This is a genomic window from Curtobacterium herbarum, assembly GCF_016907335.1.
Lineage (GTDB): Bacteria > Actinomycetota > Actinomycetes > Actinomycetales > Microbacteriaceae > Curtobacterium > Curtobacterium herbarum.
Window position 1 is genome coordinate 752772 of record NZ_JAFBBT010000001.1, and the last position, 25575, is coordinate 778346.

The window sequence follows — 25575 nt, forward strand, 5'->3', positions numbered from 1 at the left end:
GGAGCAGGTCAGTCCTGGGGGCGGACCAGGCAGAACGGGTGCCCCGCCGGGTCGAGGTAGACCCGGAAGGTGTCGGTGCCCGCGCCGGTCGCCCGCGCACCGACCGCCAACACGGCCTGTTCAGCGACGTCGAGGTCGTCCACCTTCACGTCGAGGTGGACCTGCTGCGGGACGCTCTGCCCCGGCCAGTCCGGAGCCCGGTAGCCGTCGGCGCGCTGGAGGGCGAGCAACGGACGGTGTCCGGCGAAGGGCAGGACCACCTCGGCCCAGTCCTCGTCGAAGGCGACGACCTCCCCGCCGAGGACTTCGGCGGAGAAGCGGGCGGAGGCGCGGGTGTCCGGGCAGTCCAGGACGACGACGTCGAGTGTGCCGATCATGGCGGTCACCGTAGTCCTGGTCCGGCAAGATGGGTCTCGGGGGGAACATGAACGAAGCAACTGATCACGACCGCGGACCGGACGACGATCCCGAGTCGCAGCCGGACGAGGACCTGGGCACACCTGGTCCCTACGGTCTCGACGCCGCCGTCCCGGGCCGGACGACCCCGGCGCCGCCTGCGCAGCCCACACAGGCGACCAACCGGTCGTCGAGCGTCGTCGTGGCGTTGATGATGCCGGTTGCCCTCGTCGTGGGCTTCGCGTTCCAACTCGGGGCGAGCCTGCAGCAGACCTTCGGGTCCGGAGAGCCGACCCCGGGCACCACGCTGGCCGTCCTGCTGGGCGTCGCCATCGCCGTCGGGATCCCGGCAGCCGTGCTCGTCGTCGAGGTCCGCGAACGCCGGAAGGACCGCAGCCGGTCGTCGGCGGCGATGATCGGAGCCATCGTCGTCCTCTGCATCGCCGGGGTGTTGGACGGAACGGCGCTGCTCAACACGATCGGCACCACCGCCCAGGGCGCCCAGCGACGCGCCCAGCCGGCCACCGCGGCTGAACGTCACTTCGGTGACCGAGACGCTGCCGGGGAGCTGCGGAAGCTGGGGGCTCGTACCGCTGCGCTCCTGCAGTCGGATCTGGACCCCGCGGACGCCGAGGTGACCAGGCAGGAGTGCCAGCTCCGCAACGACCAGCCGGGCACGTACTCCATCGACGACCTCCGCCGACCCGATGAGGGTTCCACGACCTCCGGCGAGGTGTTCTTCAGCACCGAGTGCCTGGCCGAGCCTGGGTGAGCCCCGCCTCCTCGCTGCTGGTCGGCGGGACGGCGCGGTTCAGCGGCCGGCGGCGGTCAGCGCCTTCGTGATCCGCTGCAGCGACACGGTCTCCGCCGTCCCGAGTTCCTGCGCGAACAGGCTGAGGCGGAACTCCTCGAGCATCCACCGTGCGTGCACGAGCTCCGGGTGCGAGCCGACCGCGGGCGGGAACGCCCCACCCGCCTCGACGTAGCGTTCGGTCGCGCCGGTGACCTCACGCATCCAGCTCGCGTCGCGGCCCGGGTTCTGCACCAGCTTCGTCACGCGGGCCTCGATGCCCTGCAGGTACACCCGGATGCGTCGGAGGCGGTCGAGCCCCGCGACCGAGACGAACCCGGCGAACACCAGGCGCTCCATCTGCTGCCGCATGTCCGACAGCGCCGGGAGCAGCGCCATGTTCGTCGCCTGCTTCATCGCGCGCTCGGCGTTCCGCTGCGCGGTCAGGACGGCGGCGACCTCGGACACCGCGGTGAACATCGTGTCGACCACGGTCGCCGAGACGGTGTCCCGCACCTGCTCGAACGCGGCCCGTGTGAAGACCAGCCCGTCCGGGTGGGTCCGTCGGATGCCGGCGTCGACCACCGCGGCCAGGACGTCGTCGAACAGTGCGTTCGTCGACGGGTAGGGGCTCGCGGCGAGGGCGAGCTTCTCCTGCGCGGTGAGGTGCTGCTGGATGTAGGACACCGGGGAGGGTACGGCGAGCATCACGAGGCGCCGGACCCCGGCGGGCATCTGCACGGCCCGGTCGCCCGGTGTCGCGAGGAGTTGCACGCCGACGGTCGCCTTCGGGCCGGAGCCCTCCTCGACCAGGGCCGGGTAGGCGCGGATGACGCCGCCGGCCTGCTTCGTGTCGAGGACCTCCGGCAGGTCCTGGTCGGGCCAGGCGGCGAGGCCGGAGCGTTCGATGCGGCGGCCGGAGCCGGCGTCGGCGACGCGGGACGAGCCTCCCGACCGCTGCGTGGCGGCGGCGACGCTCTGCTGGGTCCGGTCCTTCAGCTTCGTCTGCAGCGCGGACAGGTCCTTGCCGGCCTCGACCCGGCGGCCGCGTTCGTCGACGACCGCGTAGGTCGGCAGCAGGTGCGACGGCACCCGGGACATGTCGAAGTCGGACTCCGAGACCGGCACGTGCACGAGCCGCTGGATCGTCTTCGCCAGGGTTGCCCGGAAGCTCTCGGTCGGCGTCGTCGGGGCGTCGTCGGGCAGCTCGGTGACGATCTTCTCGGCCCAGTCGGCCGCGGGGACGACGTTCTTGCGGATCTGCTTCGGCAGCGCCTTGATCAGGGCGGTGACGAGCTCCTTGCGGAGGCCGCGCACCTGCCAGTCGAAGCCCGCTTCGCGCATCCGGGGCAGCACGGCGAGCGGTACCTGCACGCTGACGCCGTCGTCCTCGGCACCCGGCTCGAACCGGTAGCGGACGGCGAGGCGCTGGTCGCCGCTCCGCCACTGCGTCGGGTACTCGTCGTCGTCCTCGGCGGCGGAGGCAGCCGACTCGTCAAGCAGGTCCTCCCGCCGCATGGTGAGGAGGTCCGGCTGGTCACGCCGGGTCCGTCGCCACCACCCCTCGAAGTCGCGGGTGGTGGCGATCTCGGCGGGGATGCGCGCGTCGTAGAACGCGACGACGGTCTCGTCGTCGAGCAGGATGTCGCGGCGTCGCGTGCGCTCCTCGAGCTGTTCGAGTTCGCGGCGGAGCGTCCGGTTCGCCCGGTCGAACGCCTGCTGTGACTCCCACTCGCCCTCGACCAGGGCGTGCCGGATGAACAGTTCCCGTGAGTGCACGGGGTCGATCCGGTTGTACTGCACGCGTCGGCGCTGCACGATCGGGACACCGAACAGCGTCACCCGCTCGAAGGCGACGACGGCGCCCTGCTTCTTCTCCCAGTGCGGTTCGCCGTAGGTGCGCTTGAGCAGGTCACCGGCCAACGGTTCGACCCAGGCGGTGTCGATGCGGCCGACGGTCCGGGCGAACAGTCGACTGGTCTCGACGAGCTCCGCGGCCATCACGGCGTCCGGCTGCTTCTTCGCCAGGACGCTGCCGGGGAAGACCACGAACCGGGTGTTCCGCGATCCGAGGTAGTCGCGCTTCTCGCGGTCGCGGAGCCCGATCTGACTGAGGAGTCCGGCGAGCAGCGCCCGGTGCACCGAGTCCGGGTCGTCCTTGCGCTCCGTCCCGACGTGGATGCCGACCTGCTTCGCCGCGCGGGAGAGCTGGCGGTACAGGTCCTGCCACTCGCGGATCCGCAGGTGGTTGAGGAACTCGGCCTTGCACATCCGGCGGAACGCACTCGACGACAGCTCGTCCTGCTTGTCCTCCAGGTAGTTCCACAGGCCGAGCAGCGTCAGGAAGTCACTGGTCGGGTCGGCGAAGCGGCTGTGCAGCTGATCGGCCTGGGCACGCTTCTCGAGCGGACGTTCGCGGGGGTCCTGGATGCTCAGTGCCGAGACGATCGCGATGACCTCGCGCCCGACACCCTGCCGGCTGGCCTCGAGCACCATCCGGCCGAGCCGCGGGTCGATCGGCAGGCGCGTGAGCTGCTTGCCGGTCTTCGTGATCGCACCCTCCGTGTCGACGGCGCGGAGTTCGCGGAGCAGGTCCAGGCCGTCCTTCACGCCCCGTGAGTCCGGCGGCTGCAGGAACGGGAACGACTCGATGTCCCCGAACCCGAGCGAGATCATCTGCAGGATGACGGCCGCCAGGTTCGTGCGGAGGATCTCCGGGTCGGTGTACTCCGGACGGCGGTCGAAGTCGTCCTCGGAGTAGAGCCGGATCGCGATGCCCGCACTCGTGCGACCGGCGCGGCCGGAACGCTGGTTGGCGGACGCCTGCGAGATCGCCTCGATCGGCAGCCGCTGCACCTTCGCCCGCGGGGAGTACCGGGAGATGCGGGCGGTGCCGGTGTCGACGACGTACTTGATGCCGGGGACGGTCAGCGAGGTCTCGGCCACGTTCGTCGCGAGCACGACACGTCGCCGGAGGCCCGGGGTGTTCGACCGCTGGAACACCCGGTGCTGGTCGGCCGCGGACAGTCGCCCGTAGAGGGGGAGGACCTCGGTGCCCGGGTAGTGCTTGCCCTCGATGGCGTCCTGCGCGTCGCGGATCTCGTTCTCGCCGGACAGGAACACCAGGACGTCGCCCGGGTCTTCCCGCGCGAGTTCGTCGAGCGCGTCGGTGATGCCCTGCAGGGTGTCGCGGTCGTCGGCGTTGCTGCCGCTGTCGCCGGTGCGGGAGTCGGACTCGTCGTCATCGGAGTCGTCGCCGGTGTCCTCGGCCACGAGCGGCCGGTAGCGGATCTCCACCGGGTAGGTGCGACCGGAGACCTCGATGATCGGGGCGTCGTCGAAGTGCTTCGAGAAGGACCCCGGGTCGATCGTGGCGCTCGTGATGACGAGCTTGAGGTCGGGGCGCCGTGCGAGGAGCCGCTTCAGGTAGCCGAGCAGGAAGTCGATCGTCAGGGACCGCTCGTGTGCCTCGTCGATGATGATCGTGTCGTACCGCTTCAGGTCGCGGTCGAAGTGGATCTCGTTGAGCAGGATGCCGTCGGTCATCACCTTGATGCGGGTGTCCGAACTGACCCGGTCCGTGAAGCGCACCTGGTAGCCGACGAGTCCGCCGAGCTCACCGCCGAGTTCCTCGGACACACGTTCGGCGATCGTGCGCGCTGCGATGCGTCGGGGTTGGGTGTGGCCGATGCTCTCGCGCCCGAGCTCGAGGCAGATCTTCGGCAGCTGCGTCGTCTTCCCCGACCCGGTCGCACCGGCGACGATGACGACCTGGTTGTCGCGGATCGCGGCGGCGATGTCGTCCCGCCGCTGCGAGACGGGCAGCTCGGGCGGGTACGTGATGACGGGGGGATTCGACATGAGCATTCCAGGATACCGTCCGGGCGCGCCGCGGTCAGCCGTGCCGGAGCGCGAGCTGGCCGGACAGGTCGTCCGCGTTCCGCGCGGGGAGCGCACACACGCGGTCGTGGCAGACGTAGGTCACGCCGTCGAGGGCGTCGCGCCCGTCGAACAACGAGAAACCCGCTGCGGACCACTCCGCTGCCTGCGACCGGGTGAGCACTGCCACCAGCGTTCCCGGACGTCGCGCAGTCCGGACCGCGGCGAGCATGCCCGCGACCGTGGCGTCGGCCCGCTCGTCGGCGACCACGACGACCTGCCGGGAGGGGCGCTGCAGGGCGAGGGCCAAGCCCAGGGCGTCCGCATGCCCGAGCGGCCGCTCCACCCCCGTCCGTGCGCGCTCCGCGACCAGCCGCTCGGCAGCGCGTCGCGGCTCGTCGTCCCCGGTGAGGGCGGACAGCGTCGCCGCAGCACCGGCCAGCGCGACCGTCCCCGATCGCAGGGCCGTCTGCGGCTGCTCGCCGGTCGCGGTGCCCGCGGCAGCCAGGACGGGGTCGACCTCGAGCGCCCCGGAGAGTCCGTCGCCGACCAGGGTCCGGGCGATCGTCGCGTACCGCAGTTCACCGGTCGCGAGGGCGAGTTCGAGCAGCCCCTCGGCGAACAACCCCAGGTCCTCCACCGTCGGCGGCGCGGACGACGCACCACGCGGCGTGCTCGACCGGACGACGACGTGGCCGTCGCGGAGGTGCGCGTCGACCACGGCGTCGGCGGCGGCGCGTGCGAGGGTGATCATCTCGTCGTCGCCCGCGCGGGTGCCCGCCAGCACCAGCCCCCGGATCGCGAGGCCGTTCCACCCGGTGAGCACCTGGTCGTCCAGCGGCGGCGGATCCAGCCGACTGCGTTCGTCGCGTGGCAACCGGTACCACTCGCCCTCGACCCGACGGCCGTCGATCGTGGACTCGCTGTCCTGTGCCGCGACGAACGCACCGTCCGATCGGCGCAGGGTGTCGCGCAGGAAGTCGGCGATGCCCCGGGCCCGGTCAGCGTCGGCGACCGCGAGTAGTCCGGCGTTGTCGGAGAGCATCCGCTCGTAGTGCGGGACGGACCAGTCGCGACGAGTCGCGTACCGGAACACCCCGCCGTCGGCGTCGGTCAGCTCCGAACCGGCGATGGCGTCCAGCGCACGGGCGAGCAGCGCGCCGGCAGCGCCGTCGCCGTCCGCGGCCGCGTCGCCGAGGAACTCGAGCAGCGGGGCGTTCGGGAACTTCGGCGCTCCACCGAACCCGCCGTCCGTCGCGTCTTCTGCGCGCTCGAGGTCCGCCACGACCCCGCGGATCGCATCGACCGACGGGAGGCCCGCCCCACCCCCGTCAGGCGGCCCCGCCTGCGCCGCGGCCGCGTCCGCCTGCGCACCCTGCCGGATCGCCCGCGCGACGGCTGCCGCGTTCGCATCGACCTCGTGTCGACGGTCGTGCCACGCGTCGAGCACCGCAGCCGTGACCTGGCGGAACGACGGGTGCTCGCCGACCGGCTGCGGCGGGTAGTACGTGCCGGCGTAGAAGACCTGCGCGTCCGGCGTCATGAACACGGTCAGCGGCCACCCGAGCTGTTCCGTGAAGGCGCTCGCCGCGGCCATCGCGCTCGCGTCGACGTCCGGGCGCTCTTCACGGTCGACCTTCACGGCGACGAAGTCCTGCCGGAGCACCGCGCCGATCTCCGGGTCGGAGAAGCTCTCGCGCGCCATGACGTGGCACCAGTGGCACGTGGCGTAGCCGATCGACACCAGGACGGGCACGTCGCGCTCCCGTGCCTCGGCGAAGGCGTCCGCTCCCCACTCACGCCAGTCCACCGGGTTGTCGGCGTGCTGGCGGAGGTAGGGGCTGACGGCGGTCCCGAGCCGGTTGTCGTTCATGCACCCAGCGTGCCCCGCGCGCCCTGTGTGGGCGGGCCTCCAGGCCGATCTGTGGAGGAGTCGCCGCTGTCCACAGCCCGGCGCGACCAGACCGAGCGGGCCGTCAGGCCAGCCACCCGGTCAGGCGGCCGAGCTCCTGCGCGATGTCCGCCGGTGTCCGTCCGTCCGTCTCGACGCGGACGACGTCGTCGGCGACGGCATGGTCGAGGTGCCGTGCAGTCGCAGCACTGTGGCGGATCTCGTCGAGGGCAGCCGGACCGCCGACTCGTCGGCCGAGACGGTCCGCCACCACCTCGTCCCCGGCGCGCAGCAGCACCGCGGTGACGAGGGGGTCCTCACCGATCGCGTCTGCGAGCACGACGGACTCGAGGACGGAGACGGTGTTCGTGAAGACGAGCCGGTGGTGCTCCAACGCCCGCGCGTTTGCCCAGACGGCCGCGAGGTTCCGTGCAGCCAGCTGTGCCTCCGGGTGCTCCCGGTGCGGCGGTGGCCATGCGAGGTCCAGGAAGTCGCCCTCGATTACCACGTGTCGGACGTCGGCCGCCGCGAGCAGACCGTGGAGCGCGATGGCGGTCGTCGACTTGCCGACGCCGGACCGGCCGCCGATCAGCAGGACCTCTGGGCGGTTCACCGTGGACATCGTGTGCGCCGCAGCCGGGTCCGCGATCAGTCGAGCCCGAGCGACAGCAGCACCATCGCCGCATCCTCCGGCCCGTAGTCGAACATCCGGTCCCAGAACGGGTCCGACGCCCACGGGACGTCCCCGTCGACCGGCGTGCGGTGCGCGGTCTCGACCAGCCAGTCGACCTCCGGCACGACCGCGTCGGCGAACCGCGGCGGCACCCACCCGAGTGCGCGTGCGGCGGTGGTGTCGAGCACGAACGGCGACGGCACGGACCACGGCGTGAGCCCGACGAAGGCGGGCGCGTCCTCGCCGAGCAGGACCTCCTCGAACGTGTGGCCGAGGTGGCCGGCGACGGTGCGGACGATGTCGAGCACGCTGGGCGCCGTCTCGTCGGCGACGTTGAGGATCCGGCGGTCGGGCGCGTCGGCGACGAGTCGGACCAGGGACGCGATGCCGGATGCTGCCGTCGTGTGGTCGACGCCGCGGCCCTCGTCGGCGAGCAGGATGCGCTCGCGGCCGTCGAGCACCCGGCGCACGACGAACCACTCCCGGGGGCGGCCGATGCCGACGCCGTACACCTTCGACGGACGCAGGACCGTGACGGGTGCACCGTGGTCGAGCAGGACCTGTTCGGCGGCGACCTTCGCGGCGCCGTAGCCGTCGCGACTCGTCGGGTCGGCGTCGCCCGGTGCGAGCGTCGGCTGCAGTTCGGTGACCGCGCCGCCGAACACCGGCTTGTCCACCGAGTTCGCGTGCCGCCCCTGCTCGTCGGCGTAGACCGCCTTGGACGAGACGAAGACGGTCGACCCCACGTCGTCCAGGAAGGGAGCGAGCTGCACGGCGTCGTCGCGGGTCACGCCGACCGTGTCGACGAGCAGGTCCGCGCCGGGACGCAGCAGTTCGCGCAGGAAGGACGTGTCGCGTCGGTCTCCAGGTCGGCCGACGGCACCACGGGCCAGGAGTTCGTCGGCGACCGGCCCGCCGGTGCGGGAGACGACCTCGACCTCCCAGTCGCCGCCGCCCCGGCCGGACACGTCGAGGAGTCCGCGGACCACCTGGGACCCGATGCCGCCGGTGCCGCCGAGGACGACCGCGCGTCTGCTGCTCATGCGGGCAACGCTAGCCCGCCGGGGACGACGGGAAGCGCCGGCGCCGCAGACGCGCCGGACCTGCAGACGGCGCCGGCCCCGCAGACGGCGCCGGACCCGCAGACGCGTCGGCCGTTCAGGAGGCGATCGGCTCCCGCCACCACTCGGCGAGCGACCCGTCGTAGACGCGGACCTTCTGGTGTCCGAGCACCGTGAGGGCCAGGGCGTCCACGCACGATGCGCTGCCGACACCGCAGTAGGTCACGACCTCGTCCGCGGACAGGACCGGCGCGAGGGCACGCTTGAGCTCCGGTTGCCGCAGGAGCGCGTTCGATCCGTCGAGCAGCTCGCGGACCCCGATGGTCGTGCTGCCCGGGACGATCGGCGGGTGGTCCTCGCCCAGGACGGTCGGGTCGGCAGCCATGACGAGGGCGGCCGGCTCGGAACCGTCGACCGCGCGGAGGACCCGTGCCCGGTCGGCCCAGACCGGTCGCTCTTCACCCGCGACGAACGCGTCGCCGTCGCCGGCCGGCTTCGGCCCGCGGGACAGCGCGCCGACGCGGACCGGGCGGCCTTCCTCGCGCCACTTCGCGAAGCCGCCGTCGAGCACGGCGACGGCGTCGAAGCCGAAGGACCGGAAGATCCACCACAGACGAGCGCTCCACTCGCCGACACCGTCGTCGTAGACCACCACCGTGGAGGACCGGCTCACCCCGAGCGCGCGGGCCGCGGACTCGAAGCGGTCGACTCCGGGACGGGTGAACGGCAGATCGGCCTGGGAGGCCGAGAAGTCGTCGATCAGGTCGGCGTAGACGGCGCCCGGTACGTGTCCGCGGCGCTCGTGCGCTTCGCGAGCCGAGTGCCACGACATGTCGAAGCCGATGCCGTCCGTGTGCACCGAGGCGTCGAGGACCAGGAGGTCCTCTGCGCCCAGGTGGTCGGCGAGCCACTGCGTCGACACGAGCGGCGAGGTCAGGACGGGGGCCATGGCGCAAACGCTAACGGACACCCCTGACCTGGGACAGCGGTTCAGCAACAGTCCGACACAGGCCGGGGGAGGCGGACGTCGATCGCCGCGCGAAGCGGCTTCCGACACGGCGAACGCCGGCCCGCTCCGCATGGTGGTGCGGAGCCGACCGGCGTTCGACGTTCGTGCTGTGGTGGTTTCCGCTCAGTGCGCGGCGACCGGGACGCTGCCGGTCGTGTCCGAGCCGGCACGCGCCAGGCGGGCCAGACGGACCGACTGGCGGTTGATGAGCAACCCGCTGGCGATCGCGACGAGCACGAGCACACCGGCCGAGATGCCGAAGGCCGCGTGGTAGCCGTCGAGCGTGGCCTGGGCCTGCTGCAGCTTCGTCGGTGCGGCGGACAGCCCGGAGAGGCTGTTCTTCACGACGTCGGCGAAGATCGTCGACAGCAGTGCCGTGCCGATCGAGCCACCGATCTGCTGCATGGTGTTCACCGTTGCCGAGGCGACACCGGCGTCGGCGCGGGCCACACCGGTGGTCGCGGTGTTCATCGCGGACGAGAAGATCGTGCCCATGCCGAGCCCGATGACGACCAGCGCCGGCAGGACGGTGCCCGCGTAGGAGCTGTCCAGGTCGGTGCGGAGCAGCAGCAGGAGCCCGGTCGCGGCGACGAGGCCACCGGCGAAGATCAGGACCTTCGGGCCGACGCGGGGCAGCAGGCGGCCGCCGATCTGCGTCGCGGAGATCATGATCGACAGCGGCATCGGCAGGAACGCCAGGCCGGTCTGCAGTGCCGAGAAGCCGAGGGTCTGCTCGAGGTAGTAGGTCAGGAACAGGAAGATCCCGAACATGCCGATCGCCACGAGGCCGATCGCGACGAACGAGCCACCGCGGTCACGGTCGAGCACGACGCGCAGGGGCAGCAGCGGGTGCGCGACGCGGGTCTCGATGAACACGAAGGCCGCGATCAGCACGACACCGACGGCGAGCATCGCGATCGTCACGGGGTCGTCCCAGCCGTTGGTCTCGGCGTTCGAGAAGCCGTAGACGACGCCGACCAACCCGAGGGTGATCGTGACGACACCGAGGACGTCGATGCGCGGCCGGTCGGCCTTCGGGGGCTTCACCATGAAGACGAGTGCCCCGATCACACCGAGCACGGCGAAGACGACGTTGACGTAGAGGCACCAGCGCCACGAGGTGTACTCGGTCAGGACCCCACCGAGCAGCAGACCGATGGCCGCACCGGACCCGGCGATCGAACCGAAGATGCCGAACGCACGACCGCGTTCCTTCGGGTCGCGGAAGGTCGTCGTGAGCATGCCGAGTGCGGACGGCGCGAGCAGTGCACCGAAGGCTCCCTGCAGGGCGCGGGCGGCGACGAGCAGCCCGAACGAGTCGGCGAGGCCACCGAGCACCGAGGCGAGGGCGAACCCGACGAGCCCGATGATGAAGGTGTTCTTCCGACCGAAGAGGTCACCGAGGCGACCACCGAGCAGCAGCAGCGAGCCGAACGCCAGGGAGTACGCGGTGACGACCCACTGTCGCTGGTCCGTGCCGAAGCCGAGGTCCTGCTGCGCCGAGGGGAGCGCGATGTTCACGATCGTCGCGTCGAGCACGACCATGAGCTGCGCGAGGGCGATGACCGCCAGGGTGATCCAGCGGTGGTCCTTGCGGGGTGCGGTGGCACCGGATGCGGTGGCACCGGATGTCTTGGGCGCCGCACCGGTGGGAGCGGGCGCTGTCTGTTCTGCCGTCACGACAGGCCTCCTTCGAGAAGGGGTGGAGGGTGTTCGCAGCGCGCGCCGTCGGGCACTGTCTTGATGTGGTGAAACCGGATGCCAGGCATCCGCTTCAGACCACTGTAGACCAAAACGGAGCGAGCGCATCCGCTTGTTCCCAGAAAGTTCAACTACGGTCGTCACCGTGAGCACCACCGATCAGCACGCCGAACTCGAGCGGCCCCTCCGAGCCGACGCGGCACGCAACCGCGAGCTGATCCTGCAGACCGCACGCAAGTGCTTCGCCGAGCGCGGGCTGTCGGTGACCCTGAACGACATCGCGCACGAAGCCGGCGTCGGCGTCGGCACCGTCTACCGTCGGTTCGCCGACAAGGACTCCCTGATCGAGGCGCTGCTCGCGACGAAGTTCGAGGCGATGAACGCCGCGGCCGAACGTGCCGCCACCGAGATCGACCCGCGCGAGTCGCTCCGGCTGTACCTGATGGGCGTGTTCGAGTTCCGTGCGCGGGACCGCGCCCTCGCCGACGCGATCGTCCGTGCCGGCAAGGCCAGGCCCTCGATCGTGCACGAACGCGACCGCCTCGAACGCCAGGTCGCCGCGATCATCGGTCGCGCGCGGGACGCCGGCGTCGTCCGAGAGGGCTTCGACTACCGCGACCTGCCGATGCTCACCACGATGATCGGCTCCGTCGCGGACGCCACCCGTGCGCACGACCCGGACGCCTGGCGCCGGTACGCCAAGGTCGTCATCGACGGCGTCCTGCCGCCGGTCGAACCGGACGGCATGCTCGGCGAACCGCTCGACCGCGAGACCATCGAGCGCGCCCTGCACGCCCAGCCCTGACCGGTCACAACACACCGCTCACGTCCGCCGGCGCACGCCGCCACCGGGCTCCCGACCGGTCAGGACCCACCGTTCACGTCCGCCGACCGGTCGAGAACCGTCGTCTCGGGCGCGCCGAACCGACGGTTCGTGACCACTCGGAGAGCTCGGGCGGGGTGTCGTGACCGCTCGCCACCCTCCGGACTCGGCCCACGGCGCGGGCAGTGTCGGTGGGGGAGGCCCGTGGCGGGCCGGCACCGCGCCTCCCGCCCGGCGGGTGCCCGGACCTCCCGTGCAGCCAGCGCCGTCGGCGCAGCCAGCCCGACCAGCGCAGCCAGCCCGACCAGCCCGACCCGCCTAGAGCCAGCTCGGCAGCCAGTAGTGGGACCGGATGAAGTCCCACGGAGCCTGGATCGCCGACCACAGCGGGTACCAGTACGCCGACGCCAGGACCACCACGACCAGGTAGACCCCGAGCCAGACCAGCGCCCGTGTCCGTCGTGGTCGCGGATCCTCGCGTGAGCCGAGCAGGTGTGCGATCACCGCGGCCAACGCCATCACGAGGAAGGGCTCGAAGGCGATCGTGTAGAACTGGAAGACCGTCCGGTCCAGGTACATCAGCCACGGCAGGTACCCGGCGCCGATGCCCATCAGGACGATGCCGTACTCCCACCGCCGCCGGGTGACGAGCAGCACGAGCAGCACCACGGCTGCGATCACCGCGGCGTACCAGACGAACGGGTTCGCGATGCCCGTGATGGCGGCCCCGCAGCGATCGGCCGCGCAGCCGTCCTGGCCCGCGTCCACGCCGACGTAGTACATCGACGTCGGCCGCTGCATGAGGAGCCAGAGCAGCGGGTTCGCCTGGTACGAGTGCGGCGTGTGCAGGCCGATGTTGAACGCGTAGATCTCGCTCTGGTAGTGCCACCAGTTCTGCAGGCTGTCGGGCACCCAGGCGAGCACCCCGGTCCAGCGCTCCCCGCCGGTCCCGAGCCAGTTCCGGTCCCAGCCGCCGCGGGTCAGGAACCAGCCGGCCCAGGACGCCACGTAGGTGACGGCCGCGATCGGCACGGTGAGCATGAACGTCACCGGGGCCTGCTGCAGCGCGGCACTCGACGACCAGAACGCAACACCGGCCCGACGGCGGAGCAGCATGTCGCTGACCACCGAGTACACGGCGAAGAACGCCAGGAAGTACAGCCCGGTCCACTTCGTCGCCGTCGCGAGCCCGAGCGCGAAGCCCATCGCGACGAGCCAGGGCCGCCACCACAGCACCGGCCCCCAGAGCGTCGGGCGACCGGCCGCGGCCCTCCGGTCGACCCACCGGTCGAGCTGCCGGGCGGACCACCGCCGGTCGAGCACGAGCGCGCCGAACCCGAGCACGACGAAGAACGTGACGATGCCGTCGAGGAGCGACACCCGCGACATCACGATCGCCTGCCCGTCCACCGCCAGGAAGCCGCCGGCCAGCGTGCCGATGAACGTCGACCGGAACAGGGAGCGGGCGATCACCGCGGTGAGGAAGACGGTGGCGATGCCGAGGACCGCGACCGTGAACCGCCAGCCGAAGGCGTTGTCCGGCCCGAAGAGCAGCATGCCGAGGCCGATGAGGTACTTGCCGAGCGGCGGGTGCGCGATGAACTCCGCGGCGCGCGAGTAGAGGTCCGTCTGCCCGTCGGCGAACCGTTGGTCGGTCGTCGTCGCGCCGTCACCGGTCGGGTTCGCCGGCCACGTGCCCTCGTACCCGAGGTGCACCAGGGACCAGCTGTCCTTGACGTAGTACGTCTCGTCGAACACGAGCGTGTGCGGCCGGCCCAGGTCGACCAGTCGGAGCAGGGCCGCCAGCACGGTGACCGCGATCGGACCGCCCCAGCGCCAGGCGGCGACCCGCCAGCCGACGGACAGCACGCGGCCCCACCAGTCGTCGAGCCGCGAGCCGCGCGGGACGTCCGGCACGGTCTTCTGCAGGTCGGCCAGGTCCGTGGTCATTCGCAGCATCCTACGGACGCGACCTCGCCGCTCGCCCGCGCCGTCCACAGGGCACGGCCACGACGACGACAATGGGGTCGTGATCGTCCTCGCAGCAACCCCCATCGGCAACCTCGGTGATGCCTCCCGTCGACTCGTGGAGACGCTGTCGAACGCCTCCGTCGTGGCCGCCGAGGACACCCGGACCGCGATCCACCTGATGCGCGCACTCGGCATCGAGAACCGGCCGCGGCTCATCGCGCTGCACGAGCACAACGAGCGGGAGCGTGCGGCCGAGGTCGTCGAACTCGCCCGGGAGGACGACGTCGTCGTGCTCACCGACGCGGGCATGCCCGCCATCAGCGACCCCGGCTTCCCCCTGGTCGAGGCCGCCGCCGCCGCGGGCGTCACCGTCACCGCGATCCCCGGCCCGAGTGCCGTCCTCACCGCCCTCGCGCTCTCCGGACTGCCGACGGACCGGTTCACGTTCGAGGGCTTCCCGACCCGCAAGGGCGGCGAGCGTCGCCGCGTCTTCGCCGCGCTGGCGGGGGAGCAGCGGACCATGGTCTTCTTCGAGTCGCCGCACCGGATCGCCGACACGCTCGGCGACATGGCCGCAGGCTTCGGCGCCGACCGGCGCGCCGCGGTCTGCCGGGAGCTCACGAAGATGCACGAGGAGATCCGACGCGGGACCCTCGCCGAGCTGACCGAGTGGGCGGCCGACGGTGTCCGCGGCGAGATCTGCGTCGTCGTCGCCGGTTCGACCGGGTCGGGTGAGGACGCCACGATCGAGGACGGCGTCCGCCTGGTCCTCGAGCGCGTGGCCGCCGGCGCACGCATGAAGGAGGCCGCCGCGGCGGTCGCCGACGCGACCGGACTGTCCAAGCGCGACCTCTACGAGGGTGCACTCGCCGCACGCTGACCGGACCCGACACCTGTCGGACGGGAGGCCCGTGGCGGCGCCGCCACGGGCCTCCCGTCCGGTTCTCCACAGGCCGGTGACCGCGCGTCACGGGGCACGGACGCGCCTCTAGGATGGTCCGCATGGCCGACGGCAGCTCGTTCTCGATCACCACGCCGATCTTCTACGTCAACGACGTGCCCCACATCGGGCACGCGTACACGGAGGTCGCCGCGGACGTCCTCGCGCGCTGGCACCGCCAGCGCGGCGACGACACCTGGCTGCTCACGGGCACCGACGAGCACGGGCAGAAGATCCTGCGGACCGCCTCGGCGAACGACGTGACCCCGAAGGAGTGGGCGGACCGTCTGGTCACCGACGCGTGGAAGCCGCTGCTCGACACCGTCGACGTCGCGAACGACGACTTCATCCGGACGACCGACGAACGCCACGAGCGCGGTGTGACGGCGTTCCTGCAGAAGCTGTACGACGACGGCTACATCTACGCCGGCGAGTTCGAGGGCTTCTACTGCGTGGGCTGCGAGGAGTACAAGCAGCCGAGCGACCTGGTCCCCGGCACCGGGCCGTACGAGGGGCAGCAGGTCTGTGCGATCCACTCCATCCCGGTGGAGGTCCTGGCCGAGCGCAACTACTTCTTCCGGATGTCCGACTTCGAGCAGCGCCTGCTCGACCTGTACGAGTCGAACCCGCAGTTCATCCAGCCGGAGAGCGTCCGCAACGAGATCGTCTCCTTCGTCAAGCAGGGGCTGCGCGACCTGTCGATCTCGCGGTCGAGCTTCGACTGGGGCATCCAGATCCCGTGGGACTCCGACCACGTGCTCTACGTCTGGTTCGACGCGCTGCTGAACTACATCACCGCCCTCGGCTACGGCACCGAGGACGACGAAGCGTTCCAGCGCCTCTGGCCGAGCGTGCACATCGTGGGCAAGGACATCGCCCGCTTCCACGCCGTGATCTGGCCGGCGATGCTCATGGCCGCCGGGCTCCCGGTGCCGGAGCGCGTGTTCGGCCACGGCTGGCTGCTCGTCGGCGGCGAGAAGATGTCGAAGTCCAAGCTGACCGGCATCGCCCCGAGCGAGATCACCGACACGTTCGGCTCCGACGCCTTCCGCTACTACTTCCTCCGCGCGATCACCTTCGGGCAGGACGGCAACTTCAGCTGGGAAGACATCTCGGCGCGGTACCAGGCCGAGCTGGCGAACGGCTTCGGCAACCTGGCCTCCCGCATCGTCGCCATGCTGAACCGGTACTTCGACGGTGCCGTCCCGGAACGCGACGAGCTGACCGAGTCCGACGCGGCCGTCGATGCCCTCGCGCAGGCCGTCACCGAGCGGGCCGACGCGTCGATCGCCGCCTTCGCCCCGCACGACGCGATCACCACGGTCTGGGAACTCGTCGACGCCCTGAACGGCTACATCACCGAGCAGGAGCCCTGGGCCCTGGCGAAGGACGACGCCCAGCGCGAGCGCCTCGCGACCGTGCTCGTCACGGCACTCCGGGGCCTCGGCACGGTGGCCGTGCTCGTGTCCCCGGTGATGCCGAAGGCGACCGAGAAGCTCTGGGCCTCGATCGGTGCCGGTGGGACCATCGCCGAGCAGCGCATCGACCGCGCCTGGGAGTGGCAGGGCTCCGAGACGGTGACACCCCTCGCGGCCGGGCTCTTCCCGCGCATCGAGCAGCCGGAGCAGGGCGCCGCGTGACCGACGCGCACGTCCGCGCACGCGGTGGCGACGGCGGTGGACAGAAGCGGGACCTGACGTACCCGCCGCTGCCGCAGGCCCTCACCGTCCCGGTGTACGACAACCACACGCACATGGAGATCGCCGACGGGGTCGGGGACGGCGGCGACGGTCCCCTCGACTACCGGGAGCACCTCGACCGTGCCTCGAGCGTCGGCGTCCGCGGTGTCGTGCAGGTCGGCACGGACCTGGCCACCTCGCAGTGGTCGGCGTCGATCGCAGCACGGGAGCCCCGGGTCCTCGCCGCGGTGGCCCTGCACCCGAACGAAGCCCCGGTCCTCGACGAACAGGGCTTGCTCGACGAGCACCTCGCCGGCATCGCGGAGCTCGCGGCCCTGCCCCGGGTCCGGGCGATCGGGGAGACCGGGCTCGACTTCTTCCGAACGGGTGACGACGGCCGGGCGGCGCAGATCCGCTCCTTCGAGGAGCACATCCGCATCGCGAAGGACCACGACCTGGCGCTGACGATCCACGACCGGGACGCCCACGACGCCGTGGTCGAGGTGCTCGAGCGTGTCGGGGCCCCGGAGCGCACGGTCTTCCACTGCTTCTCGGGCGGCCCCGAGCTCGCACGCCTGTGTGCCGAGCGCGGCTGGTACATGTCGTTCGCCGGCACCGTGACGTTCAAGAACGCGCAGAACCTGCGTGACGCCCTGCACGTCGCACCGCGCCACCTGATCATGATCGAGACGGACGCGCCGTTCCTCACCCCGACGCCGTTCCGCGGTCGGCCGAACGCGCCGTACCTGATCCCGCACACGCTCCGGTCGATGGCCGAGACGCTGGGGACCGACGCCTCGATGCTCGCGGCGCAGATCACCTCGAACACCGAACTCGTCTACGGCGCGTGGGACGCCGAGCCCGTCACGGTGGTGCAGTAGCCGTGGGTGCGCTCCTCGGCCCGGCGGAGATCCGGGAACTCGCGGCGACGTTCGACGTCACCCCCACGAAGAAGCTCGGCCAGAACTTCGTGCACGACGCCAACACCGTCCGGCGCATCGTGTCGATCGCCGGCGTCACGCCCGAGTCGGCGGTGCTCGAGGTCGGACCCGGCCTCGGGTCGCTGACGCTCGGGCTCACCGAGACCGGCGCTGCCGTCACCGCCGTCGAGATCGACGCCCGGCTCGCCGCGCACCTGCCGACGACCGTCTCCGCGATGCAGCCCGACGCCCGCCTGACCGTCGTCCACCAGGACGCCATGCAGGTCTCGTCCGAGGACCTGCCCGTCGCGCCGACGCACCTCGTGGCGAACCTGCCGTACAACGTGTCCGTGCCGGTGCTCCTGCACCTGCTCGCGACCTTCCCGTCCCTGGTCCGCTCGCTCGTCATGGTGCAGGCCGAGGTCGGGTACCGCCTGGCCGCCGACCCCGGCAGCAAGGTCTACGGCTCCCCGAGCGTCAAGGCCGCCTGGTACGGGTCGTGGCGGATCGCCGGGCAGGTCAGCCGGCAGGTGTTCTGGCCGGTGCCGAACGTCGACAGCGTCCTGGTCGGGTTCGACCGGCACGAGCCGCCGGGCGACGAACAGCTGCGCTCGCGGGTGTTCACCCTGGTCGACGCAGCGTTCCAGCAGCGGCGGAAGATGCTCCGCCAGGCGCTCTCCGGTGTCCTGGGTGGCAGTGCTCGTGCGTCCGAGGTCCTCGAAGCCGCCGGCATCGCGCCGACCGCCCGCGGCGAGGAGCTCGGCGTCGACGACTTCGTGCGGCTCGGCCGGACCGTCCTCGCGGCCGCCGGCACGAGCGACTGACGGACCCGGCCCGAGGGAGTCCGCCCGACGGACCCCGCCCGACGGACGCGACTCAGCGGACGCGCGCACGCTGACCGACGCGACTCAGCGGACGGACGCGCCCCGTGCCTCCAGGACGGCGACGAGCGCGTCCGGATCGCCGCAGCGGAACCGGAGCGCACGCTTGCCGTGGACGGCGACGTGCACGCCGGGCCCGTGGTCGAGCAGGATCGCGGTCCCGCTCGGGATCAGGCGGATGCCCCACCCGCCGGAGTTGCGGCCGGTCAGGGTCATCGGCGTCACCGACGCGATCTGGTCGAGCGGGATGCGGCGTCGGTACCAGAACGGGGTGACGCGGACCTCCAGCACGTCGTCGACGCGGACCGTCTCGCGCATCCGGACGACGCCGACGCCGAGCACGACCGTGACGGCGAGTGTCCCGATCAGGACCGCGGTGTCTCCGGGACCCATGTCGTTCCCCGGTGACGGCGGGACGACGAGCGGGAGCGCCACCGCCCCGACCGCGATGACGATCAGGGCGATGCCGACCACGGGCATCAGGCGTCCGGACGGCAGGGTCTCCTCGTACGGTGCTGGTCGCATCCACCCATCCTGGCACCTCCCGGCACAGTGATGTGCGACATGTCGGGAGGGGTGGATCGGGTCAGTGCTCGCGTCCCGCCATCATCTCGAGGATCTGCTGGTGGTTCCCGTTGCGCTCGGCCCAGCGCAGCGGCTGGACGTTCTGCACCAGGATCTCCGGAGCCGCACCGGACTCGACCAGGCCGACGACCTCGTCGATGAACGCGTCGAGCGGCATCCCGCCGAAGTCCTGGCCGCCCATCAGGTCGGTGGCGACGGCGGGCGGCGCGAGCTCGAGCACCTCGACCGACGAGCCGACGAGCTGCTGCCGGAGCGCCTGCGTGTACGCGTGCACGCCGGCCTTGGTCGCGCTGTAGGTCGGGGTGGCGGTCAGCGGCACGAACGCCAGACCCGACGACACCGTCATGACCGTCGCGCTCGGGCGACCGAGCAGGTGCGGCAGGAACGCGTCGATGAGCCGGATCGTACCGACCAGGTTCGTCTCGACGATCTCGACGGCATCCGTGATGTGCGCCGGGTCGCGGAGGTCCTCGTTGCGCATGATGCCCGACATCGTCACCAGGGTGTCGAGCGCGGGGTGGGCGGCGAGGACGGTCTCGGCCGCCTGCCGGATCGAGTCCGCGTCGGCGACGTCGACCTGCACGGTGTCCAGGCCGTGCTCGGCGGCGATCGAGTCGAGGAGCGCCTGACGACGGCCGCCGACGACGACGGTGCTGCCGGCCTGCTGCAGGCGGAGCGCGAGTGCCAGGCCGATGCCCGAGGTCGCGCCGGGGATGAAGACGGTGCTGTTCGTGATGTCCATGACCACCACGATGCGCCGTCGGGCGAGCGGCAACCAGAGCGCGGTCATCGGGGGACCGGCGGTCCCTGGCTCCCGGAGGGCGGACGCAGCAGACTGGGCGCATGGACCGTGCTGCGCTCGCCGACTTCCTCCGACGCCGTCGCGAGTTGCTCCGCCCGGAGGACGTCGGGATCGGGGCCGGTGTCCGGCGGCGCACCCCGGGCCTCCGGCGTGAAGAGGTGGCGGCCCTCGCCGGCATGTCCGTCGACTACTACACGCGGCTCGAACAGCAGCGCGGCCCGCAGCCGTCGGAGCAGATGGTCGCGGCGATCGCCCGTGCCCTCCGCTGCTCGCTCGACGAACGGGACCACCTGTTCCACCTGGCCGGGCAGAACGCACCCGTCCGCATGCACCGCGCCGACCACGTCGACCCCGCGATCCTCCGCGTCCTCGACCGGCTGGCGGACACCCCGGCGATCGTCGTCAACCACCTGGGCGAGACGCTCGTCGAGAACCCGATGGCCGCGGCGCTCCTCGGCACCTCGGTCGGGCTGTCCGGCAACGAGCGCTACCAGGCGTGGCGCTGGTTCGTCAGCGGCACCGAGCGGGCGAAGTACGCCGCCGAGGAACACGGACACCTGGGCCGGGTCGTCGTGGCGTCACTCCGGGCCGCCGTGGGGCTGGCCGGCCCCGGGGACCGTCGGGCGACCGAGCTCGTCGCGGAACTCGAACGGCGGAGCCCCGAGTTCGCCGAGCTGTGGGCGCTGCACGAGGTGGCGAGCCGCTGGTCGGACAACAAGACGATCGTGCAGCCCGAACTCGGCCGGATCACCGTCGACTGCCAGGTGCTGCACACCGACGACCAGGCGCAGGCGCTCCTGCTGTTCACGGCTCCGCCGGGCAGCGAGGACGCGCAGAAGCTCGAGCTCCTCGGCGTCCTGGGCCAGCAGACCTTCGACGCCGCGGCCGCGCCCCGCTGAACTGATATGCTGCACGTGCAGGATGCCTCCGGGCCTCCCGCACCCAGCCAGCGCCCCGCCCAGTGCGGGGCGTTGTGTCGTGCGGCAGCAGTGTGGTGCGGCACCAGTGTGGTGCGCACGCAACACCACGTCACACACCTGGCAGGCACGCGGACACCGTGCCTAGGGTGGTGCGGTGAGCACTCCGCGCGTGTACGTCATCCACGAGAACCCCGAGTGGTTCCCGCCGCTCGCCGCCGCCTTCGAGGCCGAGGGTGTCCCGGTGCAGGAGATCCTCCTGACCGAGGGGCAGATCGACCTGGCCGCCGAGCCGGAGCCGGGCGTCTACTGGAGCCGCATGTCGGCGAGCAGCCACACCCGCGGGCACGAGCACAGCAAGGAGTACACCCGCGCGGTGCTCGGCTGGCTCGAGCGCGCCGGGCGTCAGGTGGTCGGCGGCAGCCACGTCCTCGAGCTCGAGGTGTCGAAGGTCGCCCAGCACGGACTCCTCCGCGCCGCCGGCTTCGACGTTCCCCGGACGACCGCGGTGTTCGGCACGACGACGCTCAAGCAGTCGGCGGCCACCTTCACCGGGGGCCAGGACGTCCCGTTCATCACGAAGCACAACCAGGGCGGCAAGGGCCTCGGCGTCCGCCGCTTCGACTCGCTCGCCGAGTTCGACGCCTACGTCGACAGCCCGGAGTTCGAGGCGCCGGTCGACGGCATCACGCTGCTGCAGGAGTACCTGGTCGCCCGCGAGCCGTTCATCACCCGCGCGGAGTTCGTGGGCGGCGAGTTCGTCTACGCGGTCCGTGTCGACACGAGCGCCGGCAGCTTCGAGCTCTGCCCGGCGGACGCGTGCGAGGTCCCGCAGATCATCGCGGGTGCGGTGTGCGACGTCCCGGGTACCGACGGCGGCGCCACCGAGACGTTCTCGGTCCGCGCCGAGGTCACCGCGGATCACCAGCTGGTCCGGCAGCTGCGCGGCTTCCTCGCCGACCAGCGCATCCGGATCGCGGGCGTCGAGTTCATGGAGACCACCGACGGCCGCACCGTCGTGTACGACATCAACACGAACACGAACTACAACCCCGCCGTCGAGGCGGTCGCGCCGGCCTCCGGGCCGCGCTCGATCGCGCGCTTCCTCGGCGGCCTGCTCGACGCGGAGTACGCGGCCGCCGCAGCGCACGCCTGACCCGACGAGGCCAGCCGCCCACGCGGCCCCCGGCCGTCCCGTCCCGACCACCATCGGACGGGAGGCCCGCCCCACGACCCGGGGCGTGCCTCCCGTCCGTCCCTCCTCACCACCCAAGGAACCTCTCCCGTGCGATTCGGATACTGGACCCCGCTCTTCGGCGGCTGGCTGCGCAACGTCGACGACGAGCAGATGCCGGTCACGTTCGACTACGTGAAGCTCCTGGCGCAGCGCGCCGAGCGGATCGGGTTCGACCTGACCCTCGTGCCGGAGCTGAACCTCAACGACATCAAGGGCGTCGCGGCGCCGAGTCTCGAGGCGTGGGCCCTGGCGGCGGCGATCGCGGCGACCACCGAGCGCCTCGAGATCATGGCGGCGATGCGGCCCGGCTACCACCTGCCGGCGGTGACGGCGAAGCAGGCGGCGACGATCGACGACATCTCGGGCGGCCGGTTCACCTTCAACGTGGTGAGCGCCTGGTGGGCGGAGGAAGCACGGCAGTACGGCGGCATCTTCTCGGAGCACGACGACCGGTACAAGCGCACCGCGGAGTTCGTCGAGATCCTGAAGGGCCTCTGGCGCGAGACGCCGTACAGCTTCCACGGCGAGTACTACGACGTCGAGAACGCGCACCTCGAACCGAAGCCGCGCGTCACCCCGCGCATCTACGCCGGCGGTGAGAGCGAGGCCGGCAAGGCGAGCATCACGCACTACGCCGACGCCTACCTGACCCACGGTGGCACGGTCGAGGAGCTCCGCACGAAGATCGCCGAGATGCGCCGTCGCCGTGCGGACGCCGGTCTGCCGCCGTTCGAGGCGTTCGGGATGGCCGCCTACGCGATCGTCCGCGAGACCGAGGACGAGGCGCAGGCCGAGCTGGCACGCATCACCGACGTGCAGCACGGCAAGGCGTACGAGTCGTACCAGGACTTCATCTCGAAGTCGCAGCTCGAGCACGTGCCCTCGCTCGAGGACTACTCCGTGTCGAACCGTGGGCTGCGGCCGCAGTTCGTCGGCACGCCGGAGCAGGTCGCGGCGCGGATCCGCGAGTACGAGGACGCCGGTGTCGACACGCTGCTGCTGCAGTTCTCGCCGCAGCTCGAGGAGATGGAGCGCTTCGGCGAGCAGGTCATCCCGCTGGTCCGCGCCTCGGTGCCCGCAGAGGCGATCTCCTGATGGCCGCCGAGGACGACTGGGCGTTCGAGACCCGGCAGATCCGGGCGGGCTTCAAGTCCGACCCGGGCTTCGGCGGGAACGTGCCGCCCATCGCCCAGACCGCGGCGTTCGTCTACCCGTCCGGTGAGGACGCGGCCGACCGGTTCCTGCTGAACGCGCCCGGGCACACGTACTCCCGCGTGAACAACCCGTCGGCTGCGGCGCTGGAGCGTCGGATCGCCGACCTCGAGGGCGGGGTCGCCGCCCTGGCGCTGGCGTCCGGGCAGGCGGCGACGTCGTTGGCGGTGCTGGGCCTCGCCCGCGCCGGGGACCACATCGTCTCGAGCGCGTCGCTGTACGGCGCGACCTACACCCTCTTCGCGTCGACGCTGAAGGACCTGGGGATCACGTTCACCTTCGTGCAGGACCCCACCGACCTGGACGAGTGGGCCGCCGCGGTGCGCCCCGAGACCCGTGCGTTCTTCGGCGAGTCGATCCCGAACCCGCGCGGCGACGTCCTGGACTTCGCCGGGGTGGCCGGGGTCGCGCACGACGCCGGCGTCCCGCTCATCGTCGACAACACCATCGCGACGCCGTACCTGGTCCGGCCGATCGAGCACGGCGCGGACATCGTCGTGCACTCGGCGACGAAGTACCTCGCCGGACACGGCAGCGCGATCGCCGGGCTCATCGTCGACAGTGGGAACTTCGACTGGGCCGCGTACCCGGCGAAGTACCCGCAGCTCACGACGACGGAGCACTCGGGCTTCTCGGGGACGAACTTCGCCGAGAAGTTCGGGCGCCGCGCCTTCATCCAGCGCACCCGGTCGAAGCTGTCGGCGGACCTGGGCCCGGCGATCGCCCCGTTCAACGCCTTCCTGGTGCTGCAGGGCATCCAGACCCTGTCGCTCCGGATGGACCGGCACGTGTCGAACGCGGCGGCGGTGGCGTCCTGGCTCGATGCCCACGAGCAGGTCGAGCACGTGCACTACGCCGGCCTGCCGAGTTCGCCGTGGCACCATCTGCAGCAGCGGTACGTGCCGAAGGGGCCGTCGAGCGTCCTGGCGTTCGACCTCGCCGGTGGGGTCGCGGCCGGCCGACGCTTCGTCGCCGCGCTCGAGCTCTTCGACCACGTGTCGAACATCGGTGACGTCCGCTCCCTGGTCGTGCACCCGGCGTCGACCACGCACGTGCAGATGACCCCGTCCGAGCGTGCTGCGGCCGGGGTCGGCGAGGGCCTGATCCGCCTGTCGATCGGCCTGGAGCACATCGACGACGTCATCGCGGACCTGCGCCGTGGGTTCGCCGCGGCGGCCGACGCGACCGGAGCCGGACCCGGACGGGGATAGGTTGGTCGCATGACGTCGACGCCCGCTCCGGATCGGGTGCGGACGCGCGCACCGGGCAAGATCAACGTCCACCTGTCCGTCGGTGCGCTGCAGGACGACGGCTACCACGACATCGCCACCGCGTACCAGGCAGTGTCCCTGTACGAGGACGTCACGGCGGAACACGCCGACGACTTCTCGGTCCGCTTCACCGGTCCGATCGACACCTCCTCGGTACCGACGGACGACACCAACCTGGCGATCCGCGCCGCCCGCCTGATCGCCCGCACGTCCGGGCACCGCGGCGGCGTGCACCTGACGATCGACAAGCAGGTGCCGGTCGCGGGCGGCATGGGTGGCGGCTCGGCGGACGCCGCCGCGACCCTCCTGGCCGTCGACACCCTGTGGGGCGCCGGACTCGGTCGGGACGAACTGCTTCGCCTGGCGGCCGAGCTCGGCGCCGACGTGCCGTTCGCCTTCGCCGGGGGCACCGCCGTCGGCACGGGCCGTGGCGACGAGCTCAGCCCGGCGCTGGCGAAGGGCGAGTTCCACTGGGTCCTCGCGCTCAGCGAGACCGGCCTCTCGACCCCCGCCGTGTACCGCGCGCTCGACGAGCACCGGGAGCGCTACCGGGCCGACATCTCACCCGCGCCGCGCACCCCCGTGGTCGAGGCGCAGGTGCTGCAGGCCCTCCGAGCCGGTGACGCCGAGCTCCTGGCCGAGAACCTGCACAACGACCTGCAGGCACCCGCCATGCGACTGCAGCCGGCACTGGCGGAGACGCTGGAGCTGGGGGAGCGGTCGGGTGCCCTGGCCGGGCTGGTGTCCGGCAGCGGGCCGACGGTGGCGTTCCTCGTGCCGGACCGCGACGCCGCACTCGAGGTGCAGGTGGCGCTCAGCGCGTCCGGCTTCGTGGCACTGCGGGCACACGGTCCCGTGCACGGCGCCCGCGTCCTGCACTGACGGCGGCCGTCGATCGGAGCGGCCGTCGGTCGGACCGGCGTTCGATCGGGGCGAC

The 25575-nt window shown here is 71.7% G+C and carries 21 protein-coding genes; 11 read left to right on the top strand and 10 right to left on the bottom strand.

Annotated features, from left to right (window positions below; all coding sequences use genetic code 11):
• Positions 1–8: 8 nt before the first annotated feature.
• Entirely contained in the window at positions 9–377 is a 369-nt protein-coding gene (locus JOD51_RS03720) for a VOC family protein (protein WP_204607085.1), read from the bottom strand.
• A gap of 47 nt (positions 378–424) precedes the next feature.
• On the opposite strand from JOD51_RS03720, the gene JOD51_RS03725 reads away from it, so the two are divergent.
• Complete coding sequence (locus JOD51_RS03725) at positions 425–1168, top strand: hypothetical protein (RefSeq protein ID WP_204607086.1); 744 nt, start codon at positions 425–427, stop codon at positions 1166–1168.
• A 39-nt stretch (positions 1169–1207) separates the two neighbouring features.
• Here the strand turns inward: JOD51_RS03725 and hrpA are convergent, their stop codons facing one another.
• The 6 genes from hrpA to JOD51_RS03755 form a co-directional block, all read right to left on the bottom strand.
• Positions 1208–5047 (bottom strand): ATP-dependent RNA helicase HrpA, encoded by a 3840-nt coding sequence (gene hrpA / locus JOD51_RS03730; protein WP_204607087.1) that lies wholly within the window; start codon positions 5045–5047, stop codon positions 1208–1210.
• 34 nt (positions 5048–5081) lie between these two features.
• A complete protein-coding gene (locus JOD51_RS03735; RefSeq protein WP_204607088.1) occupies positions 5082–6938 on the bottom strand; it encodes a thioredoxin domain-containing protein in 1857 nt (618 codons plus the stop codon).
• Between the two features lie 103 nt (positions 6939–7041).
• The gene (locus tag JOD51_RS03740) at positions 7042–7578 is read right to left on the bottom strand and encodes an AAA family ATPase (protein ID WP_239539766.1); all 537 of its coding nucleotides are present in this window, start codon (positions 7576–7578) and stop codon (positions 7042–7044) included.
• Positions 7579–7604: 26 nt separating this feature from the next.
• Positions 7605–8672, bottom strand: a complete 1068-nt coding sequence (locus tag JOD51_RS03745; RefSeq protein WP_204607090.1) for an NAD-dependent epimerase/dehydratase family protein — start codon at positions 8670–8672, stop codon at positions 7605–7607.
• Positions 8673–8787: 115 nt separating this feature from the next.
• Positions 8788–9639, bottom strand: coding sequence for a sulfurtransferase (locus JOD51_RS03750; RefSeq protein ID WP_204607091.1), 852 nt, complete (start codon positions 9637–9639; stop codon positions 8788–8790).
• A 183-nt stretch (positions 9640–9822) separates the two neighbouring features.
• Complete coding sequence (locus JOD51_RS03755; protein ID WP_204607092.1) at positions 9823–11379, bottom strand: MFS transporter; 1557 nt, start codon at positions 11377–11379, stop codon at positions 9823–9825.
• A gap of 166 nt (positions 11380–11545) precedes the next feature.
• Between JOD51_RS03755 and JOD51_RS03760 the strand changes: the two genes are divergently transcribed.
• Complete coding sequence (locus JOD51_RS03760) at positions 11546–12205, top strand: TetR/AcrR family transcriptional regulator (RefSeq protein WP_204607093.1); 660 nt, start codon at positions 11546–11548, stop codon at positions 12203–12205.
• 336 nt (positions 12206–12541) lie between these two features.
• On the opposite strand, the gene JOD51_RS03765 is transcribed toward JOD51_RS03760, so the two are convergent.
• Positions 12542–14173, bottom strand: coding sequence for a dolichyl-phosphate-mannose--protein mannosyltransferase (locus tag JOD51_RS03765; RefSeq protein WP_204607094.1), 1632 nt, complete (start codon positions 14171–14173; stop codon positions 12542–12544).
• Between the two features lie 79 nt (positions 14174–14252).
• Here JOD51_RS03765 and rsmI point away from each other — a divergent pair, with 79 nt between their 5' ends.
• The 4 genes from rsmI to rsmA all read left to right on the top strand — a co-directional run bounded on the left by rsmI (position 14253) and on the right by rsmA (position 18557).
• On the top strand, positions 14253–15074 hold the full coding sequence (rsmI, locus tag JOD51_RS03770) for a 16S rRNA (cytidine(1402)-2'-O)-methyltransferase (RefSeq protein ID WP_204607095.1): 822 nt from the start codon (positions 14253–14255) through the stop codon (positions 15072–15074).
• Between the two features lie 122 nt (positions 15075–15196).
• Positions 15197–16774: a methionine--tRNA ligase gene (metG, locus tag JOD51_RS03775; RefSeq protein ID WP_204607096.1), complete on the top strand. Its 1578-nt coding sequence runs from the start codon at positions 15197–15199 to the stop codon at positions 16772–16774.
• Complete coding sequence (locus JOD51_RS03780) at positions 16771–17694, top strand: TatD family hydrolase (protein ID WP_166781419.1); 924 nt, start codon at positions 16771–16773, stop codon at positions 17692–17694. Before metG ends, JOD51_RS03780 begins: the two co-directional genes overlap by 4 nt.
• A 2-nt stretch (positions 17695–17696) precedes the next feature.
• Positions 17697–18557, top strand: a complete 861-nt coding sequence (gene rsmA / locus JOD51_RS03785; RefSeq protein WP_204607097.1) for a 16S rRNA (adenine(1518)-N(6)/adenine(1519)-N(6))-dimethyltransferase RsmA — start codon at positions 17697–17699, stop codon at positions 18555–18557.
• A gap of 84 nt (positions 18558–18641) precedes the next feature.
• On the opposite strand, the gene JOD51_RS03790 is transcribed toward rsmA, so the two are convergent.
• A complete protein-coding gene (locus JOD51_RS03790; RefSeq protein WP_204607098.1) occupies positions 18642–19139 on the bottom strand; it encodes a hypothetical protein in 498 nt (165 codons plus the stop codon).
• A gap of 61 nt (positions 19140–19200) precedes the next feature.
• Positions 19201–19941, bottom strand: coding sequence for an SDR family oxidoreductase (locus JOD51_RS03795; protein WP_204610767.1), 741 nt, complete (start codon positions 19939–19941; stop codon positions 19201–19203).
• A 101-nt stretch (positions 19942–20042) separates the two neighbouring features.
• Here JOD51_RS03795 and JOD51_RS03800 point away from each other — a divergent pair, with 101 nt between their 5' ends.
• The 5 genes from JOD51_RS03800 (at position 20043) to JOD51_RS03820 (ending at position 25520) form a co-directional block, all read left to right on the top strand.
• Entirely contained in the window at positions 20043–20900 is an 858-nt protein-coding gene (locus tag JOD51_RS03800; protein WP_204607099.1) for a helix-turn-helix transcriptional regulator, read from the top strand.
• Positions 20901–21075: 175 nt separating this feature from the next.
• Positions 21076–22074 (top strand): ATP-grasp domain-containing protein, encoded by a 999-nt coding sequence (locus JOD51_RS03805; RefSeq protein WP_204607100.1) that lies wholly within the window; start codon positions 21076–21078, stop codon positions 22072–22074.
• A gap of 129 nt (positions 22075–22203) precedes the next feature.
• Positions 22204–23250, top strand: a complete 1047-nt coding sequence (locus JOD51_RS03810; RefSeq protein ID WP_204607101.1) for an LLM class flavin-dependent oxidoreductase — start codon at positions 22204–22206, stop codon at positions 23248–23250.
• Positions 23250–24578, top strand: coding sequence for an O-acetylhomoserine aminocarboxypropyltransferase/cysteine synthase family protein (locus tag JOD51_RS03815; protein WP_204607102.1), 1329 nt, complete (start codon positions 23250–23252; stop codon positions 24576–24578). Before JOD51_RS03810 ends, JOD51_RS03815 begins: the two co-directional genes overlap by 1 nt.
• Before the next feature lie 9 nt (positions 24579–24587).
• The gene (locus JOD51_RS03820; protein ID WP_204607103.1) at positions 24588–25520 is read left to right on the top strand and encodes a 4-(cytidine 5'-diphospho)-2-C-methyl-D-erythritol kinase; all 933 of its coding nucleotides are present in this window, start codon (positions 24588–24590) and stop codon (positions 25518–25520) included.
• Positions 25521–25575: the final 55 nt, after the last annotated feature.